Origin of the sequence: Sphingomonas sp. Leaf62 (genome assembly GCF_001421915.1) — a bacterium.
Lineage (GTDB): Bacteria > Pseudomonadota > Alphaproteobacteria > Sphingomonadales > Sphingomonadaceae > Sphingomonas.
Map to the genome: position 1 here is coordinate 47,531 of NZ_LMLN01000002.1, position 16,747 is coordinate 64,277.

Sequence of the window (16,747 nt, forward strand, 5' to 3'; positions counted from 1 at the left end):
GCGGCAATGCCGACGACAAGGCCGCCGACAATATCGAGGCGATGACCGAGAACAAGGCGGACGCGCTGGAAGATCAGGCCGACCTGACCAGCAACGAGCAGGTCGAGGATGCGCTGGAAGCGCAGGCCGAGAACGTCCGCGACATGGGCGAGGACGCCGCCGACAAGGCCGACGACAACGACAATGCGCAGGTCGAACAGGCCGTCCGCAACCAGATGTAAGCCGAACCGCCGCACCCCCGATCGCGGGGGTGCGGCACCGTTCCCTTGCCTATCCCGCGACCGATGCGTCCGGCGTCGCCACCACCGGTGGCAGGTCGGGCACGCCCGGCAGGTCATAGCGATCCATGCTGATCCCGGCACAGCCATAGGTCGCCCGGTTCTGCCACTGCGCCCTGGTCAGCTTCGCCGCCAGCGCAGGTTGCCGCGTCGCCAGCGTCCTGGCCGCATCCTCGCCCTGCCCCGCAAAGAGCACGCCGTCGAACCGCTTCCCATCGGCATGGCGCGCATTCAGATAGGGCACGAAGTCGCCGAGATAGGCGACCTGTCCCGGTTCGACATGCACCATCGGCGCACCGAAGCAGTTGGTGGTGGTGACCGGCAAGTTCGCGACCGACGTCGCGTTCAGCACATAGTCGCCCGGCGTCACGCGCAGCACCTGCACCTCGTAGGGCGACTTCCGGTCGCCGCTGTTGACCGTTACGCCATAGGTGGTCAGGTCGTTCTTCGCCTTCCAGTCGCGCGGGCGGTACAGCGCGTCGTGCTTGCCCGCATCGTAGCGCAGCAGTTGCAACTGCGCCGAGCGGCCAGCGCTGGCCGCGTCCAGCCGGCGAAAGGCGACGACGATCGCCGCCTCGCCCGGTGCCAGCACGAACGGCGCGGCGGCATCGACCTTCTTCCCCAGAAACACCGTCCCCGGCAGGGTCAGCGGGGCATCGATCCGCCATGACGGATCGACCGGCGTGGTGAAGCCGGTGCGCTCGGTTACCTTGCCGGCGACCTCCGCCTCGCCGATCTGCCGGTCGAGATAGGCGATCCGCTCGGCCTCTGGCATCGCCGTGATCTTTGCGGCGACGGCATCGTCGCGCTCGACCAGCCGCCAGCCACGGATCAGCAAACAGCTTTGCCGGTTCGCCCGCCGCTGCTGCCCCTGCGCGATCGCGCCGGCGATCAGCCCGCCGAGCAGGCCACCGGCCCCCGCCGCGATCGGCGAGATCACCGCCGGGTTATAGACCATCGGCACCGTCCCCGCCGGGGTGCGCGATCCGCGCGCGATCAGGCGGCATTGCTGCCATGCCAGATCATAATCAGCCCGCGTCGCGCCGGGCCGGTTGTAGAAGCGCGACGGCGTCAGGTCGCGCGCGGCATCCTCGGCAATCTCCTTGGGATCGTCGACCGGCGCGACCGCGTCCTGCGCGACGGGCGTCGCCGCCCCGCCGCCCGTCGGCGCCTGCGTCGTCTGCACCGCCTGCGCCAGCACCTGCCCAGGCAACATCGCCGCCATTCCCGCGATCAGGATCGAACGTTTCATCTTACCCCCCTGCCGGCGCTCGCCCCCGAGGCCGGTCCAAGGAGATGATAGCATCGTATCCGGTTCAGGGAAGCGGGCAGCCGCAGGCAGGCGGGACAGGATCCGGACGGGCGGCGGACGCCGGATGACGCCCCACCTCCCGTCCAAAGGTCACAAAGGTCACACTCGCCGCATCGTGCGCCCCGTGCGTGGCCGCTTGGGGCGCGGGCAGTTGCCATGGGGTCGGGACGCCGGATTGTGCCGGGAGCCCCGTCCAAAGGTCACGAAGGTCACACTCGCCGCGTCTTGCGCGCCGCACGTGGCGGTTTCGGGCGTTTGGGGCGGGGAACGGTGATGCCGCGCTTGGCCAGTTCCAGTTCGATCTCGAACGCCTCGCCCAGCGGGCCGGGTTCGGACAGATGCAGGTCGTCTTGCGCGGCCCATGCCGCCGCCAGTGCTTCGGGCATGGGCGGCTCGACCGGTGCCATGACCGGTTCAGGACGGCGGTCGGGGTCGAGCCAGCCGGGCAGTTTGCCATCGCTCAGGTCGGCGACCTCGATTGCGACGTCGAGATCGGCGGGGGCCATCAGCTTTTCGGGCTCGGCGGGCGGCACGGGGGTGAGCGCGTCGAGCGCCTCGGCGACGCTGGGGGTCGGGGTTGGCGCCGGTGCCTCCGCCTCGCCGCGCGCCGACCGGCGGCGCTGCTGTTTGCCGTAGCGGTCGGGATAATGGGCGGCGAGCAGGAACATCAGCATCCGGTCGCCGGGGCGATGCCGCGACCCGACCCGCCGCCCCTCCGCATCGAGCACCGGTTCGACGGTGCCGTTGATCGCCCGGTCGAACGCGACGTCGACCAGCATCCCCACCGCCTGCGCCACCGCCGCATCCCATGCGCGGGCAAAGGCCTCGCCACCGGGCGAGCGGCGCAGGCGATAGGCGGTGCTGGGCGACATGCCGACCGCGCGCGCCGCATCGGCGACCGACCCGCCATCGGCGAGCGTTTCGATGAAATCGCGCTGTTTCTTATCGGACCAGCCGTCGCTGCGCGGTTTGCGGCGGACGGGGACCCATTGATAGTCGGCGGGGTCATAGCCGTTGGCGTCGAGATAGGGTGTCTCGGACGGAACGGTCAGGTTCGAGGGGGCGTGCGCCGGGAAGGGCGCGGGCGAATGCTCGGAGAGCTGGCTTTGGTTGCGCATGGGCGGGAGGGGAACATATTGGGAACTTGTAGGACAGTGGTTTTTGGGGTTAGCTTTGCTGCGAGCGTTGTTTTGGATACATTCGACGGATGGAATCGATCAGCCTTTCCGCTGCACGCGCCAACCTGAAATCGGTCGTGGACCGGGTCGTCACCGACCGGGTGCCGGTGGCGATCACCCGTCGGCGCGGCGAGGGCGTCGTGATGATTTCGGCCAGCGAATGGGCGTCGATCGAGGAAACGCTGTATTTGCTGCGGTCACCGAAGAATGCGGAGCGGTTGTTGGAGAGCATCGCCGAACTGGAAGCCGGCGGTGGCGAGGTCCACGACCTGATTCAGCCGTGAACGTCCGGTTTTCGTCGAAGTCGTGGGCGGAGTATCTCGACCTGCACGCGACCGATCCGAAGCTGTTCGCCAAGTGCAACGCGCTGATCGAGGAATGTCGGCGGCATCCGTTCAAGGGAACGGGCAAGCCCGAGCCGCTGGGCGGAAACCTGTCTGGCTGGTGGTCGCGTCGGATCAGCCATGAGCATCGGTTGGTGTATCGAGAGGCCGGGTCGGGCGAGATGCAGATGCTGGAGGTGGCGCAGTGCCGGTATCATTATTGAGCTTAAAGAACCACAACGATCAAAATAACCGAACGTTGAGGCTTCTAACACTTGCACCGCGATTTAGTTTCTGACACCTTACCAATGTCGAAGCTGAATGGCTCCACCGCATAGCGGTGATCGCCCCGTTGACGCTTCGATGCACAGTCGTGCGGGCACAACTCCCCCGCGCAGCGGGGCTTGCGTAACGTTCTTTAAAGTAACTGCTCGACTGTATCAGCGTTGCACCACCTCTTGCCGGAGGTGGTGCAAGCTGGAGGCGGATGCCTACCTCGCTCTGGAGAACGAGGTTGAACCTTAGTTGCCCTCACATAAGAGTCAACGCGCGCATCCGACGTTGCACTCATTCTCAACAGAGGCGACAAAGCATGACTAACGGGCGCGTGAAACTGGGAACGATGGTCGACATCGGTGATTACTGCCCGGAAACCGGATACTGGCGTCATGGAGCGTCCGGTTCCCCTACATACATCGCGCAGGGGCATCGCATTCCTCCAACTGATGATGGTACCAGCGTTTGGACGTTGATCCTTTACGCATAAACTGAAGGCCGGCGGGANCATGGTTCCCCTCCCCGCATAGCGGGGAGGAGTTTTTAGTCCGATTACTCCGCTGGCAGGTACACCTCGCTGCCCTTCTCGCGGAACTTCTCGCTCATTTCCGCCATGCCGGCCTCGGCCGCCGCTACCGAGGCGGGGCCGTTGGCGAACAGCGCGCGGTCCGCATCCGCCTTGTCGGCGGCGAGGAAGGTGTCGGCCGGGGCGTTCTGCTTGGCGGCGAATTCGCGGACTTCGGCCGTGATCTTCATCGAGCAGAATTTTGGACCGCACATCGAACAGAAATGCGCGGTCTTGGCGCCTTCGGCCGGCAAGGTCTGGTCGTGGTAGGATTCCGCCGTGTCGGGGTCGAGCGACAGGTTGAACTGGTCGCGCCAGCGGAAGTCGAAGCGGGCGCGCGACAGGGCGTCGTCGCGCATCTGTGCGGCCGGATGGCCCTTGGCCAGATCGGCGGCATGGGCGGCGAGCTTGTAGGTGACCACGCCGACCTTTACATCGTCGCGGTCGGGCAGGCCCAGATGCTCCTTGGGCGTGACGTAGCAGAGCATCGCCGTGCCGTACCAGCCGATCATCGCCGCGCCGATGCCGCTGGTGATATGGTCGTAGCCCGGCGCGATGTCGGTGGTGAGCGGCCCGAGGGTATAGAAGGGCGCTTCGCCGCAGACCTGCAGCTGCTTTTCCATATTCTCCTTGATCTTGTGCATCGGCACATGGCCGGGGCCTTCGATCATGACCTGCACGTCCTGCGCCCAGGCGCGGTGGGTCAGTTCGCCGAGCGTGAAGAGCTCGCTGAACTGCGCTTCGTCATTGGCATCGGCGATCGAACCGGGGCGGAGACCATCGCCCAGCGAATAGGCGATGTCATACGCCTTCATGATCTCCGTGATCTCGTCGAAATGTTCGTAGAGGAACGATTCGCGGTGATGGGCGAGGCACCATTTCGCCATGATCGACCCGCCGCGCGACACGATGCCGGTCACGCGCTTCGCGGTCATCGGGATGTAGGGCAGGCGGACGCCGGCATGGATGGTGAAGTAATCCACGCCCTGTTCGGCCTGTTCGATCAGCGTGTCGCGGAAGATCTCCCACGTCAGTTCCTCGGCGATGCCGCCGACCTTTTCCAGCGCCTGATAGATTGGCACCGTGCCGATCGGCACCGGCGAGTTGCGCAGGATCCATTCGCGGGTGTCGTGGATGTTGCGCCCGGTCGACAGGTCCATGACCGTGTCGGCACCCCAGCGGATCGACCAGACCAGCTTGTCGACTTCGGCGGCGACGTTCGATGCGACCGCGCTGTTGCCGATGTTCGCGTTGATCTTGACGAGGAAATTGCGACCGATCGCCATCGGTTCGGTTTCGGGGTGGTTGATGTTGTTGGGAATGATCGCCCGGCCGCGCGCCACTTCGTCGCGGACGAATTCGGGGGTCACGTAATCGGGGATCGCCGCGCCGAAGCTCTCGCCGTCGCGGACATAGTCGCGCAGCATTTCGCGACCGAGATTTTCGCGGGTCGCGACATATTCCATTTCCGGCGTGATGATGCCGCGCCGGGCATAGTGCATCTGGCTGACGTTCGCGCCGGCCTTGGCGCGCAAGGGGCGCTTGACGACGTTCGGAAAGGGCTGGACGCCGCCCGAGCGGTCGGGGCCGAGCTGGCCGTTATCCTCGGGGCGCAGTTCGCGGGCGTCGTAGCTTTCGACGTCGCCGCGGGCCATGATCCAGTCGCGGCGCAGCTGCGGCAGGCCGGCCATGATGTCGATGCGGGCATTGGGGTCGGTGTACGGCCCCGACGTGTCATAGACGTTGAGCGGCGGTTCTCCGCAAGACGGGTCGAGGTCGATCGCGCGCATCGCGACGTTCAGGGGGCCGATATGCACCTTGCGGCTGCCACGGATCGGGCCGGTGGTGACGCCGATTTCGGTCTTTGCGGGGATGTCTGCCATATTCCACTCCATGCGGAGGGGGCGGAATTGTCGTGACCGCGCCCTCCCTACGCCGGTGTCAGCCGGATCAGGTTCAGCGGGTCGAAGGCTGCGGCCTTCCTCTCAAGCGTGACGGAACGCTCCCCCGGGGACGGTGCGGTTGTAGGCGCGTTGCGGGCGGGCGTCAAAGCAATGGTACGGGCCGGCGACGATCCGCCATCCTTCCGGCCTTCGCCAGAAGGACGATGGTCGGCTGGGGTGCCGCCCCGCCGCTACAACAGGTCGAGCTGCCCGCTGGGCGGCTCGCCCGCACCGAAGCCGGCCATGGTCACCCCGACCAGCCGCAACCCCATGCGCAAGGGATAGAGCGTCGCGATCAGCCCGCGCGCGGTGGCGTGCAGCGTCGCGCGGTCGCGGACCGGGGCGCCCAGCGTGCGGCTGCGGGTGACGATGCGGAAATCGGCGTATTTCGCCTTTACGGTGACGGTGCGGCCATGCTGTCCGGTCTTCTCCACCCAGTCCCAGACGTCGTCGGCCATCGCCAGCACGCGTTCCTCGATCGCTTGCGCGTCGGTCAGGTCGCTATGGAAGGTGGTTTCGGAGCCCGACGATTTGCGCACGCGGTTGGGGCGGACCGGGCGGTGGTCCTCGGCGCGGGCGATGCCGTGATACCAGCTGCCCGCCTTGCCGAATGTGCGTTGCAGGTCGGGCAGCGTCCAGCCCGCCAGATCGGCGCCGGTGCGGATGCCCAGCGCCTCCATCCGCTCGACCGTCTTGGGGCCGATGCCGTGGAACTTGCCGACCGGCAGCGACGCGACGACGCGCGGGCCGGCCTTTACCGGAATGACGAACTGGCCATTGGGCTTGTTCATGTCGGACGCCAGTTTGGCGAGGAATTTGTTGTAGCTGATCCCCGCCGATGCAGTGAGGCCGGTGACCGCCAGGATGCGCGCGCGGATTTCCTCCGCGGTCGCGGTGGCGCTGGGCAGGCCGCGCCGGTTGGCGGTGACGTCAAGATAGGCCTCGTCGAGCGACAGCGGCTCGACCAGATCGGTATAGTCGAGAAAGATGTCGCGGATCTGGCCGCTGACCGCCTTGTACACCTCGAAGCGGGGACGGACGAAGATCAGGTCGGGGCAACGCCGGATCGCGGTGACCGACGGCATCGCGCTGCGCACGCCGAACACGCGCGCTTCATAGGATGCGGCGGCGACCACGCCACGCCCGCTCGACCCGCCGACCGCGACCGGCTTTCCTTTAAGCTCAGGCGCATCGCGCTGCTCGACCGACGCGAAAAAGGCGTCCATGTCGATGTGGATGATCTTGCGGGTGAGGTCCGACATCTCGCGGGTTTACAATGGCCTGCGGATGGGTTTGCCCTGCGGCGCGGCGTGGCGCAAGAACAAAAGGCGAATGTGCCTACTCCCCTCCCTGGAAGGGGAGTAAGCGACTCAGTTGTTCGTCAGGTTGAGGAACACGTCCTCGAGGTCCGCCTCGCGTGTCACGACGTCGACGATGCCGTACCCTTGCGCCGCGACCGCCGCCAACACCTCACCGGCGTTCGCCACATCCTTGCGATAGGTGATCGCGAGCAGCCGGTCGCCCTTGCGCTCGACCTTCTCGAATACCCCGGCGGCGGGTAGCTCGGCGAGGTCGCGATCGAGCGTCAGTTCGACCGCCTTTTCCTGCGCCATGCCCAGCAATTCGCGGGTCGGCTGGTTGGCGACGACGCGGCCATGGTTGATGATGGCGATGCGGTCGCACAACTGCTCCGCCTCTTCCAGATAGTGGGTCGTCAGCACCACCGTCACGCCGTCGGCATTGAGTTCGCGGACATAGTCCCATAGCTGCTGGCGAAGCTGGATATCGACGCCGGCGGTCGGTTCGTCGAGCACCAGCACCGGCGGCGAATGGACCATCGCCTTGGCCACCATCAATCGCCGCTTCATGCCCCCCGACAGGGTGCGGGCATAGGCGTTGGCCTTGTCCTCCAGATGCACCGCGCGCAGCAGGTCCATCGTGCGGCGTTTCGCCTTCGGCACGCCGTACAGGCCGGCCTGAATTTCCAGCGTCTCGGCAGGGGTGAAGAACGGGTCGAACAGGATTTCCTGATTGACGATACCGATCGACGCCTTGGCATTGCGCGGATGCTGGTCGATGTCGAAGCCCCAGATCGACGCGCTGCCGCCGGTCTTGTTGACGAGTCCCGCCAGCGTGTTGATGAGCGTCGACTTGCCCGCGCCGTTGGGGCCGAGCAGACCGAAGATCTGGCCACGCGGCACATCGAACGACACGCCGTCGAGTGCGACCTTGGCCGGTGCCCCGCCCTTTCCGGCGGCATAGGTCTTGCACAGGTCGCGGATCGAGATGGCGGCTTGGGTTTCCATAGGGTCCGCCGATACGCCCGCCCCGGCCCCAAGCCAAGCACCGATCCAACTTGTCGAGCCTTCGCGGCATTGCTATCGCAGGAACCATGCTGCCCCCGCCCGAACTCCTCCGCGTCTCCACCCCTCGCGTCGCCTGCGACGGCTCCGGCGAAATCGCCGCCGCGCTCGGCCACCCGCGCGTGTGGTTGCAGATCGACGAAACGGGCTACGTCGATTGCGGCTATTGCGACCGGCGCTTCGTGCTGATCGGTGGTCCGGCCGATGGGGCGGACCAGAGCAAGCTGAAGGATCATGGGGACGGCGCGGGCCGGTAAGGCCGAACGCAGTTCGGACGACCAGCATGGCCCGCCCGGCCGGCGGCGGGCAAGCTCGCCTTTGCCTGCCGACTGACGACGCGGCTTTGCCGCGGCGGTGCTGAACTCCCTCCCGTCTCTCCGAACGTCATTCCAGCGAAGGCTGGGATCTCCCGATGATGACGCGTGACAGGAGCCGCTAAAGGCCCCAGCCTGCGCTGGGGCGAAGGTTTATCCGGTCGCTGACAATACGTTCTTTCGAACGTCCCCGGTCGGACCGGCATAAGCACGCACGTTGAACGGCGTAGCCGCGCAACGCCTTATCCGCCGAGCATTGCGATCCGCTCGTGCTCAGTGCATAGTGCGATCGCGGCTAGCGTTCGCTGTCCCTTCGCCAGCGCTATTACCGTTATCAAACTGCGCACCAAGCTGTCGTCCTGCGCCTCCCGCAGATCGCGCAACGCCAACGGCAATGCAGATTTCCAAGCGGTTTCGTAATCACCAGCGAGTTCGACCGGCATTGGCACATTGCCTCCCGCCAGACGCGCCTCTTCGATCGAAGCAATCAACGCATAGCCGTTCCAATCGGGCAATTCCGCCTGTTCCAGCATCCGCACAATCCCGGGGACGGCGGCATAGGACGCCGAGTTTACCGAGCCTTGATGGTATAGATTGTCCCACAGCTCGCGGACGACCTCAGAAGCCGCGCTTTCATGCCATGCCTCGATGAGTGGACCGGGGTCGAATGGCTCACCATAAGCGTTCAGCAAAATAGTGGTCACATGGCACTCCGCCTATCGATGGTTTCCTGCAATGCCCAAATAGATACGAAGAGTCATCTGGGTCGCTGATGTGCGCCGTGTCGCACGTCCTGCGCATTCTGCGCCAACTCTGTTCCCCCATTCCCCCACGCCACCGCCACCCTATATTCCACCAATGACCCCGACCGATCCCCGCTCGTACCTCTATGCCGGCGACCTCGACCCCGCCGCCGCCCTTCGCGCCACGCAGGAGACGCTGCGACACGCCGAGGATGGCGAACTCTATCTCCAGTATCGCCGCTCCGAGGCGTTCGGGTTCGACGATGGCCGGTTGAAGACCGCGTCGTACGACACCCATGCCGGCTTCGGCCTGCGCGCGGTGTCGGGGGAGACGACCGCGTTCGCCCATGCCAACGAACTGTCCGAAGCGGCGATCCGCCGCGCGGGCGAAACGATGGCGCTGATCGATCCGGCCAGGGGGGCCAAGGCACCGCCGCCGCGCGGCAACAACCGGCATCTCTATACCGCCGCCGATCCGCTCGACCTGATCCCCTTTGCCGACAAGGTCGCGTTGTGCCAGTCGATCGACGCCGCCGCCCGTGCGCGCGATCCGCGCGTCTGCCAGGTCTCGGCCAGCCTGCTCGGGTCGTGGACGGTGGTCGAAATCGTCCGTCCCGATGGATTCGTCGCCACCGACGTCCGCCCGCTGGTGCGGATGAACGTGTCGATCGTGGTCGAATCGAACGGACGGCGCGAAACGGGCAGCTACGGCATCGGTGGGCGCTATCTGTACGATTCGCTGTTCGCGCCCGAGACGTGGAACCGTGCGATCGACGTCGCGCTGGCGCAGGCGCTGGTCAATCTGGAGGCGGTCGACGCGCCGGCGGGCGAGATGACGGTGCTGCTCGGCAATGGCTGGCCCGGCATCCTGCTGCACGAGGCGATCGGCCACGGGCTGGAGGGCGATTTCAACCGCAAGGGCACCAGCGCCTTTTCGGGGCGGATCGGCGAGCGGGTGGCGGCTCCCGGTGTGACGGTGATCGACGACGGGTCGATCGCCGACCGGCGCGGATCGCTGTCGATCGACGACGAGGGCACGCCGACCCAGGAAAATATCCTGATCGAGGACGGCATCCTCAAAGGCTATATCCACGACCGGCTGAACGCGCGGCTGATGGGCGTCGCGCCGACCGGCAATGGCCGGCGTCAGGACTTCTCGCACGCGCCGATGCCGCGCATGACCAACACCTTCCTGTCGGGCGGCAAGGACGATCCTGCCGAGCTGCTGTCGCGGGTGAAGAACGGCATCTTCGCCAAATCCTTCGGCGGCGGGCAGGTCGACATCGTGTCGGGCAAGTTCGTGTTTTCCTGCACCGAAGCCTATCGGGTCGAGAATGGCCGGATCGGGGACCCGATCAAGGGCGCGACGCTGATCGGCGATGGGCCGGAGGTGCTGAAACAGGTGCGCGGCATCGGCAACGACTTCGCGCTCGACGAGGGCGTCGGCATGTGCGGCAAATCCGGGCAGTCGGTGCCGGCGGGCGTTGGACAGCCGACCTTGCTGATCGACGGGCTGACCGTCGGCGGCACCGCCTGATGGCGCTTGCGGAACTCGGCCGCTTTCCGCGCGTCGAAGCCCAGATCATCGTCGGGCGGCTGACGAGCGAAGGCATTCCGGCGGTGGCGTTCGATGGCGAGGCGAGCATCGGCGACGGCAGCTGGCTGTTGATCCCGGTCCGGGTGATGGTCGATGCCGACGACTTGTCCGATGCCCGCCGGATCATCGATCGTGCTGCCTGAAAAACGGGCAATCGTGCGGCGCTGCACAAATTAACCGCTCGGTAACCATATTGCCAAGCCGCTAACCGGCGTAAAACCAGTAGAATCCTGTTTGGCACGAAGGATGCAGAGCTCCCTCATGAGCAATCATGCGACGAGGGGGCGACATGAAATTAGTCATCGCCATCATCAAGCCATTCAAGCTGGATGAGGTACGCGAAGCACTGACCGAGATCGGCGTCGCGGGCATGACCGTGACCGAGGTCAAGGGATTCGGCCGGCAAAAGGGCCAGACCGAAATCTATCGCGGCGCGGAATACAGCACCAACATGGTGCCCAAGATCAAGATCGAGGTCGTGTGCGATGCCGACATCGCCGCGCGCGTTGTCGAAGCGGTGCAGGCCGCCGCCAACACCGGCGCGATCGGCGATGGCAAGATCTTCGTTCTCGACGTCGGACAGGCGGTGCGGATCCGCACCGGCGAAACCGACCTGACCGCGCTGTGATGGGGGGCATCATGCAACATCCGAAGACATTGATGGCGGGGGCCGCGCTCGGCCTGTTCGCCGCGCTGCCCGCATGGGCGCAGGACGCGGCGCTGCAGGCGCCGGCCGCCGCCGCCGCGCCGGTCGCGACGGTGAACAAGGGCGACACGGCATGGATGATGGTGTCGACCGTCCTCGTGCTGATGATGATCGTCCCCGGCCTCGCGCTGTTCTATGGCGGTCTGACCCGGACCAAGAACATGCTGTCGGTGATGACGCAGATCGGCGCGGTCGCGTCGCTCGCGATGCTCATCTGGGTGATGTACGGCTATTCGCTGGCCTTCGGTCCCGACGTCGCGAACGCGACGCTGTCGGGCTTCATCGCCAGCCCGGGCAAGGCGTTCCTGTCGGGCGTCACCGCCGCGTCGCAGGCGGCGACCTTCACCGTCGGCGTCGAAATCCCCGAATATGTCTTTATCTGCTTCCAGATGACCTTTGCCGCGATCACGATCGCGCTGGTGCTGGGATCGGTGGTCGAACGGATCAAGTTCGCCGCGGTCATGGTCTTCGCCATCGTCTGGCTGACGATCACCTATTTCCCGATCGCGCACATGGTATGGGCGACCAGCGGCTATTTCTTCAAGGCGGGTGCGCTCGACTTTGCCGGTGGCACCGTCGTCCACATCAACGCCGGCGTATCGTCGCTGGTGCTCGCCATCCTGCTGGGCAAGCGGATCGGGTTCCCGACCGAGCGCATGGCACCGCACTCGCTGACGCTGACCATGGTCGGCACCGGGCTGCTGTGGGTGGGCTGGTTCGGCTTCAACGCCGGCTCGGCGCTCGAAGCCAACGGCACCGCCGGTCTCGCCATGATCAACACCTTCGTCGCCACCGCTTCGGCCGGGCTGTTCTGGATGCTGGCCGAGAAGTTCTCGGGGCATAAGGGTTCGGCGCTCGGCTTCTGCTCGGGCATCATCGCCGGGCTGGTCGCGGTGACGCCGGCTGCCGGCAACTCGGGTCCGTTCGGTGCGATCGTGCTGGGTGCCATTGCCTCGGTCGTCTGCTTCTTCGCGGTGACGGTGCTCAAGCCGAAGCTCGGCTATGACGACTCGCTCGACGCGTTCGGCATTCATGGCGTCGGCGGTATCATCGGCGCGATCGGTACCGCGGTGGTCTATGCCCCGTCGCTGGGTGGCCCGGGTGCGGCCGACTACGACATGGGTGCCAAGCTCGGCGTACAGGTGTTCGCGGTGATCGTGACTATCGTCTGGGCGTCGGTCGGTACCGCGATCGCATGGTTCGTTGCCAAGGCGCTGACCGGTGGCCGGGTCTCGAAGGAAGTCGAACTGGAAGGTCTCGACCTCGGCGAGCATGGCGAGCGCGCCTACAACTACTGAGTTTCTCCTCTTCCGGGCGGCGGCCTAGTCCCCTGCCGTCCGGTCACCACTTTCCTCCTGCGGAAAACCCCTGGGCCGGTGCGGAAACGCATCGGCCCTTTTTTTGTGTTTCATCGGCGGGGGGAAAAAGCAGAAAGGGGTTCACGCGAAGGCGCGAAGACGCGGAGGGGGTGCGCTTGCTGGTGCTGATGCGCGTCAGCGCTACCAGTTCGCCCGCTGGCAGCCTGGAATGTGGCCGCTGGCGCGGGGGACGGTGCAGCAAGCGCAACTCCTCCGCGTCTTCGCGCCTTCGCGTGAACCCGTTTCCTTCCCCTGTTTTGCGGCCTAAAGACGGCGCTTATGACCCCCTATCTCGACCTGATGCAGCGCGCCCTAGACCATGGCGTGCCGACCGACGACCGCACCGGAGTCGGCACCCGGTCGGTGTTCGGGCACCAGATGCGCTTCGACCTGTCCGCCGGCTTTCCGGCGCTGACGACCAAAAAACTGCATCTGCGCTCGATCATCATCGAATTGCTGTGGTTCCTGCGCGGCGACACCAATGTGCGGTGGTTGCAGGAGCAGCGGGTGAGCATCTGGGACGAATGGGCCGATGCAAATGGCGATCTCGGCCCGGTTTACGGCAAGCAATGGCGCGACTGGAAGGCGGCGGACGGGCGGCATATCGACCAGATCGCGGAGCTGATCGCGACGATCCGCACCAACCCCGCCTCGCGCCGGCAGATCGTGACCGCGTGGAATCCGGGCGAGGTGCACGCGATGGCGCTGTCGCCCTGCCACTGCCTGTTCCAGACCCATGTCGCCAATGGCAAGCTGTCGTTGCAGCTGTATCAACGTAGCGCCGACATCTTCCTCGGCGTGCCGTTCAATATCGCCAGCTATGCGCTGTTGACCCATATGCTCGCGCAGCAATGCGATTTGGGCGTAGGCGAGTTCATCTGGACCGGCGGCGATTGCCATCTGTACGAAAACCATCTCGATCAGGCGCGCGAGCAGCTGACGCGGACGCCCGGCGCGCTGCCCCGGCTGGAGATCGCGCGGCGGCCCGACGCGATCGACGGCTACGCGCTCGAGGATTTCGTACTGCACGACTATGTCGCACAACCGCATATCAAAGCGGCGGTGGCGATATGATCGATGCGATCCTCGCCCGCGCCGACAATGGCGTGATCGGCGTCGACGGCGGGCTCCCTTGGCACCTGCCGGCCGATCTGAAGCGGTTCAAGGCGCTGACGATGGGTCGGGCGATAGTGATGGGCCGCAAGACGTTCGAGAGCTTTCCGTCGCCGCTGCCCGGACGCCGGCATATCGTGCTGACCCGCTCGCCGGGGTGGCAGGCAGCGGGGGCGGAGGTCGCGCACGATCCCGACGCGGCGCTGGCGCTGGCCGGACCGGATGCCGCAGTGATCGGCGGCGCGGAAATCCTCGCGCTGCTGCTGTCCCGGATCGAACGGATCGAGTTGACCGAGGTCCATGCGGCACCTGCGGGCGATGCGGTCGTGCCGCCATTTACCGGCTGGCATGAAGCGTGGCGCGAGGACCACAGTGCCGAGGGAGATCGTCCGGCCTACAGCTTCGTCACATTGCTCCGCCCGGCCCCGACCGCGTAAGGGACCGTCGGTGCCGAATCCGGCACCGCAGGGGTTAAACGACGGATGCGTAAGGCGGTTTGGTGGGGCGTCGCGTTGCTGGCGGTGCTGGCGGCTGCCTTTTTCGCGCTGATGCCGGGCATCGTCGAGCGATCGATGAACAAGGTCGAGCCGTCGGCGGCGCTGGCCAAACGGATCGCGACCTCGCCCCGCCCAAGCTTTGCCGGCCCGATCGTCGACCTGCATGCCGACACGCTGCTGTGGTCGCGCGATCTGCTGACGCGGGCGACGCGCGGGCAGGTCGACCTGCCGCGATTGCAGGAGGGCAATGTCGCGCTCCAGATCTTTTCGTCGGTGACGAAGACGCCGCGCGGGCAGAATTACGACGCCAATGACGGCGACAGCGACAATATCACCCCGCTGGTGATCGCGCAGTTGCAGCCGGTGCGAACCTGGGGGTCGCTGCTCAACCGGTCGCTATGGCATGCCACGCGGCTGCGGCGGGCGGCGCGGGCGTCGGGCGGACAGTTGCGGGTGGTGACCACGCCGGCGGGCCTCGACGCGCTGCTGGCGGCACGCGCGGCCGGCGGGCCGGTGCGGCCGGTCGGGGGGATGCTGTCGGTCGAGGGGCTGAACGGGCTGGAGGGAAATCTCGGCAATCTCGACCGGCTGTATCGCAGCGGGTTCCGGATGGCGGGGCTGACCCATTTCTACGACAATGAGGTCGCCGGATCGATGCACGGCGAGGCGAAGCGCGGGCTGACCTCGTTCGGGCGGCAGGTGGTCGCGCGGATGGAGACGATGGGGATGATCGTCGATGTCGCCCATGCCAGCCATGCCACGCTGGCCGAGGTGCTGGCGGTCGCGCGGCGGCCGGTGGTGTCGAGCCATGGCGGGGTGCAGGCGACGTGCAAAATCAACCGCAACCTGACCGATGCCGAGGTGCGGGGCATCGCCCGGACCGGCGGGATCGTCGGCATCGGCTATTGGCCGGGCGCGGTGTGTTCGACCGATCCGGCCGCGATCGCCCGCGCCATCGTCCATGTCCGCGACGTCGCCGGGATCGATCATGTCGCGCTGGGGTCCGATTTCGACGGGGCGGTGACGACCGGCTTCGACACCGCATGGGTTGGATTGGTTGCCGAGGCGCTGCAAAAGGCGGGGCTGAACCAGGGCGAGATCGACAAGGTCATGGGCGGCAATGCGTTGCGCGTATTGCGCGCCGGCATGCAGCCCCTTTCGTCCGCGCCCGCCGGACGCTAGGGGGCGGCGATGCAGCGTCTCGACGGAGGCGCGGCGGTTCCGGCGGCGATGCGCGGGGGGATCGTCGCGCTCGGCAATTTCGACGGCTTTCATGCCGGGCACCAGGCGGTGGTTGCCCGCGTCGTCGCACGCGCGCGGGCCGAAGGGCGGCCGGCGATCGTCGCGACGTTCGATCCGCATCCGCGCCGGTATTTCCAGCCGCATCTGCCGCCGTTCCGGCTGACCAATCTCGACCAGCGCGAGCGGTTGTTCGCCGCCGCCGGGGCCGATGCGATGCTGGTCTTCGCCTTCGATGCGGCGCTGGCCGGGTTGTCGGCGGAGGCGTTCGCGGTCGAACGGCTGGCGGCGATGGTGGGGGCGGCCGGGGTGGTGACCGGCACCGACTTCACCTTTGGCAAAGGGCGCGGCGGTGACGTCGGCGTGCTGAAGGCGCTGGGCTACGCCCAAGGCTTCACCGCCGAAACGGTCGCGCCGGTCGGTGACGGACAGGCGGTGGTGTCGTCGTCGCGCATCCGCGATTGCTTGCGCGAAGGGCGTCCGCGCGAGGCGGCGGCGATGCTGACCCGGCCGTTCGCGGTCGAGGGGAGGGTCGAGCCGGGTGCGCAGCTGGGGCGGCAACTTGGTTATCCGACCGCCAACCTGTCGATGGGCAAGTATCTGCGCCCGGCCTATGGCATCTATGCGGTGACCGGACGGCTGCCCGATGGGCGAGTGTTGCAGGGTGCGGCGAATCTGGGCATCCGGCCCACGATCGCGGGTGAACCGATCGAGTTGCTCGAGCCGTATTTCTTTGATTTCTCGGGCGATCTGTATGGACAGGTCATCGAGGTCGCGCTGATCGAGTTTCTGCGGGCGGAAGCGAAGTTCGAGTCGCTCGATGCGTTGAAGGTGCAGATGGCGGTCGATTGCGAGCGGGCACGGGCGGTGCTGGCATAGCTTTGGAAGTTGACGAAGTTGACACGATGTCGGCGTCGTTTCGAGCTTGTTACTCCTATCATT

At 66.2% G+C, this 16,747-nt stretch carries 17 protein-coding genes, 1 pseudogene and 1 riboswitch; of the genes and pseudogenes, 12 read left to right on the plus strand and 6 right to left on the minus strand.

The genetic code is table 11. From position 1 onward, the window contains the following. Positions 1 to 221 (plus strand): annotated as a pseudogene (locus tag ASE91_RS00940) (hypothetical protein); the annotation flags it as partial. 49 nt (positions 222 to 270) lie between these two features. Here the strand turns inward: ASE91_RS00940 and ASE91_RS00945 are convergent. Both ASE91_RS00945 and ASE91_RS00950 read right to left on the minus strand, forming a co-directional pair. Continuing rightward, the gene (locus tag ASE91_RS00945) at positions 271 to 1,530 is read right to left on the minus strand and encodes a hypothetical protein (protein ID WP_156357597.1); all 1,260 of its coding nucleotides are present in this window, start codon (positions 1,528 to 1,530) and stop codon (positions 271 to 273) included. A gap of 269 nt (positions 1,531 to 1,799) precedes the next feature. Next, entirely contained in the window at positions 1,800 to 2,708 is a 909-nt protein-coding gene (locus tag ASE91_RS00950; protein ID WP_056621896.1) for a helix-turn-helix domain containing protein, read from the minus strand. Between the two features lie 89 nt (positions 2,709 to 2,797). On the opposite strand from ASE91_RS00950, the gene ASE91_RS00955 reads away from it, so the two are divergent. Then, on the plus strand, positions 2,798 to 3,052 hold the full coding sequence (locus ASE91_RS00955) for a type II toxin-antitoxin system Phd/YefM family antitoxin (protein WP_056621898.1): 255 nt from the start codon (positions 2,798 to 2,800) through the stop codon (positions 3,050 to 3,052). After that, positions 3,049 to 3,315 (plus strand): Txe/YoeB family addiction module toxin, encoded by a 267-nt coding sequence (locus ASE91_RS00960; protein WP_056621900.1) that lies wholly within the window; start codon positions 3,049 to 3,051, stop codon positions 3,313 to 3,315. Before ASE91_RS00955 ends, ASE91_RS00960 begins: the two co-directional genes overlap by 4 nt. A 604-nt stretch (positions 3,316 to 3,919) precedes the next feature. Here the strand turns inward: ASE91_RS00960 and thiC are convergent. The 3 genes from thiC to ASE91_RS00975 all read right to left on the minus strand — a co-directional run bounded on the left by thiC (position 3,920) and on the right by ASE91_RS00975 (position 8,181). Beyond that, the gene (thiC, locus tag ASE91_RS00965; protein ID WP_056621902.1) at positions 3,920 to 5,815 is read right to left on the minus strand and encodes a phosphomethylpyrimidine synthase ThiC; all 1,896 of its coding nucleotides are present in this window, start codon (positions 5,813 to 5,815) and stop codon (positions 3,920 to 3,922) included. Positions 5,816 to 5,856: 41 nt separating this feature from the next. Further along, positions 5,857 to 5,945: riboswitch (TPP riboswitch) on the minus strand. Between the two features lie 121 nt (positions 5,946 to 6,066). After that, complete coding sequence (dinB, locus tag ASE91_RS00970; protein ID WP_056621904.1) at positions 6,067 to 7,137, minus strand: DNA polymerase IV; 1,071 nt, start codon at positions 7,135 to 7,137, stop codon at positions 6,067 to 6,069. A 108-nt stretch (positions 7,138 to 7,245) separates the two neighbouring features. Then, complete coding sequence (locus tag ASE91_RS00975; protein WP_056621906.1) at positions 7,246 to 8,181, minus strand: ABC transporter ATP-binding protein; 936 nt, start codon at positions 8,179 to 8,181, stop codon at positions 7,246 to 7,248. An 86-nt stretch (positions 8,182 to 8,267) separates the two neighbouring features. On the opposite strand from ASE91_RS00975, the gene ASE91_RS00980 reads away from it, so the two are divergent. After that, on the plus strand, positions 8,268 to 8,495 hold the full coding sequence (locus ASE91_RS00980) for a zinc-finger domain-containing protein (RefSeq protein WP_056621908.1): 228 nt from the start codon (positions 8,268 to 8,270) through the stop codon (positions 8,493 to 8,495). Positions 8,496 to 8,794: 299 nt separating this feature from the next. Here the strand turns inward: ASE91_RS00980 and ASE91_RS00985 are convergent, their stop codons facing one another. After that, entirely contained in the window at positions 8,795 to 9,256 is a 462-nt protein-coding gene (locus tag ASE91_RS00985) for a hypothetical protein (RefSeq protein ID WP_056621910.1), read from the minus strand. Between the two features lie 154 nt (positions 9,257 to 9,410). Between ASE91_RS00985 and tldD the strand changes: the two genes are divergently transcribed. From tldD to ASE91_RS01025, 8 genes are all read left to right on the plus strand, one after another. After that, the gene (gene tldD / locus ASE91_RS00990; protein WP_056621912.1) at positions 9,411 to 10,832 is read left to right on the plus strand and encodes a metalloprotease TldD; all 1,422 of its coding nucleotides are present in this window, start codon (positions 9,411 to 9,413) and stop codon (positions 10,830 to 10,832) included. After that, positions 10,832 to 11,035 carry a putative signal transducing protein gene (locus ASE91_RS00995; protein WP_055999024.1) on the plus strand — a complete coding sequence of 68 codons (204 nt, stop codon included), beginning with the start codon at positions 10,832 to 10,834 and terminating at the stop codon, positions 11,033 to 11,035. The genes tldD and ASE91_RS00995 overlap by 1 nt, the downstream gene beginning before the upstream one ends. Positions 11,036 to 11,181: 146 nt before the next feature. After that, complete coding sequence (locus tag ASE91_RS01000; protein WP_055999021.1) at positions 11,182 to 11,520, plus strand: P-II family nitrogen regulator; 339 nt, start codon at positions 11,182 to 11,184, stop codon at positions 11,518 to 11,520. 11 nt (positions 11,521 to 11,531) lie between these two features. Further along, the gene (locus tag ASE91_RS01005) at positions 11,532 to 12,896 is read left to right on the plus strand and encodes an ammonium transporter (RefSeq protein ID WP_056622261.1); all 1,365 of its coding nucleotides are present in this window, start codon (positions 11,532 to 11,534) and stop codon (positions 12,894 to 12,896) included. A 339-nt stretch (positions 12,897 to 13,235) separates the two neighbouring features. Beyond that, positions 13,236 to 14,030: a thymidylate synthase gene (locus tag ASE91_RS01010; protein WP_056621914.1), complete on the plus strand. Its 795-nt coding sequence runs from the start codon at positions 13,236 to 13,238 to the stop codon at positions 14,028 to 14,030. Beyond that, positions 14,027 to 14,506 carry a dihydrofolate reductase gene (locus ASE91_RS01015; protein WP_056621916.1) on the plus strand — a complete coding sequence of 160 codons (480 nt, stop codon included), beginning with the start codon at positions 14,027 to 14,029 and terminating at the stop codon, positions 14,504 to 14,506. Before ASE91_RS01010 ends, ASE91_RS01015 begins: the two co-directional genes overlap by 4 nt. 45 nt (positions 14,507 to 14,551) lie before the next feature. Continuing rightward, entirely contained in the window at positions 14,552 to 15,748 is a 1,197-nt protein-coding gene (locus ASE91_RS01020) for a dipeptidase (protein WP_056621918.1), read from the plus strand. Between the two features lie 9 nt (positions 15,749 to 15,757). Next, entirely contained in the window at positions 15,758 to 16,684 is a 927-nt protein-coding gene (locus tag ASE91_RS01025; protein ID WP_056621920.1) for a bifunctional riboflavin kinase/FAD synthetase, read from the plus strand. The last annotated feature ends 63 nt before the right edge of the window (positions 16,685 to 16,747 follow it).

Excerpts from the sequence above, each read along its gene's own strand:
- ASE91_RS01010 (WP_056621914.1), top strand. The coding sequence starts at position 13,236 with ATGACCCCCTATCTCGACCTGATGCAGCGCGCCCTAGACCATGGCGTG.
- dinB (WP_056621904.1), bottom strand. The coding sequence starts at position 7,137 with ATGTCGGACCTCACCCGCAAGATCATCCACATCGACATGGACGCCTTT.
- ASE91_RS01015 (WP_056621916.1), top strand. The coding sequence starts at position 14,027 with ATGATCGATGCGATCCTCGCCCGCGCCGACAATGGCGTGATCGGCGTC.
- ASE91_RS01025 (WP_056621920.1), top strand. The coding sequence starts at position 15,758 with ATGCAGCGTCTCGACGGAGGCGCGGCGGTTCCGGCGGCGATGCGCGGG.
- ASE91_RS01005 (WP_056622261.1), top strand. The coding sequence starts at position 11,532 with ATGCAACATCCGAAGACATTGATGGCGGGGGCCGCGCTCGGCCTGTTC.
- ASE91_RS00950 (WP_056621896.1), bottom strand. The coding sequence starts at position 2,708 with ATGCGCAACCAAAGCCAGCTCTCCGAGCATTCGCCCGCGCCCTTCCCG.
- ASE91_RS01020 (WP_056621918.1), top strand. The coding sequence starts at position 14,552 with ATGCGTAAGGCGGTTTGGTGGGGCGTCGCGTTGCTGGCGGTGCTGGCG.
- ASE91_RS00995 (WP_055999024.1), top strand. The coding sequence starts at position 10,832 with ATGGCGCTTGCGGAACTCGGCCGCTTTCCGCGCGTCGAAGCCCAGATC.
- ASE91_RS00975 (WP_056621906.1), bottom strand. The coding sequence starts at position 8,181 with ATGGAAACCCAAGCCGCCATCTCGATCCGCGACCTGTGCAAGACCTAT.
- ASE91_RS00980 (WP_056621908.1), top strand. The coding sequence starts at position 8,268 with ATGCTGCCCCCGCCCGAACTCCTCCGCGTCTCCACCCCTCGCGTCGCC.
- thiC (WP_056621902.1), bottom strand. The coding sequence starts at position 5,815 with ATGGCAGACATCCCCGCAAAGACCGAAATCGGCGTCACCACCGGCCCG.
- ASE91_RS00955 (WP_056621898.1), top strand. The coding sequence starts at position 2,798 with ATGGAATCGATCAGCCTTTCCGCTGCACGCGCCAACCTGAAATCGGTC.
- ASE91_RS00945 (WP_156357597.1), bottom strand. The coding sequence starts at position 1,530 with ATGAAACGTTCGATCCTGATCGCGGGAATGGCGGCGATGTTGCCTGGG.
- tldD (WP_056621912.1), top strand. The coding sequence starts at position 9,411 with ATGACCCCGACCGATCCCCGCTCGTACCTCTATGCCGGCGACCTCGAC.
- ASE91_RS01000 (WP_055999021.1), top strand. The coding sequence starts at position 11,182 with ATGAAATTAGTCATCGCCATCATCAAGCCATTCAAGCTGGATGAGGTA.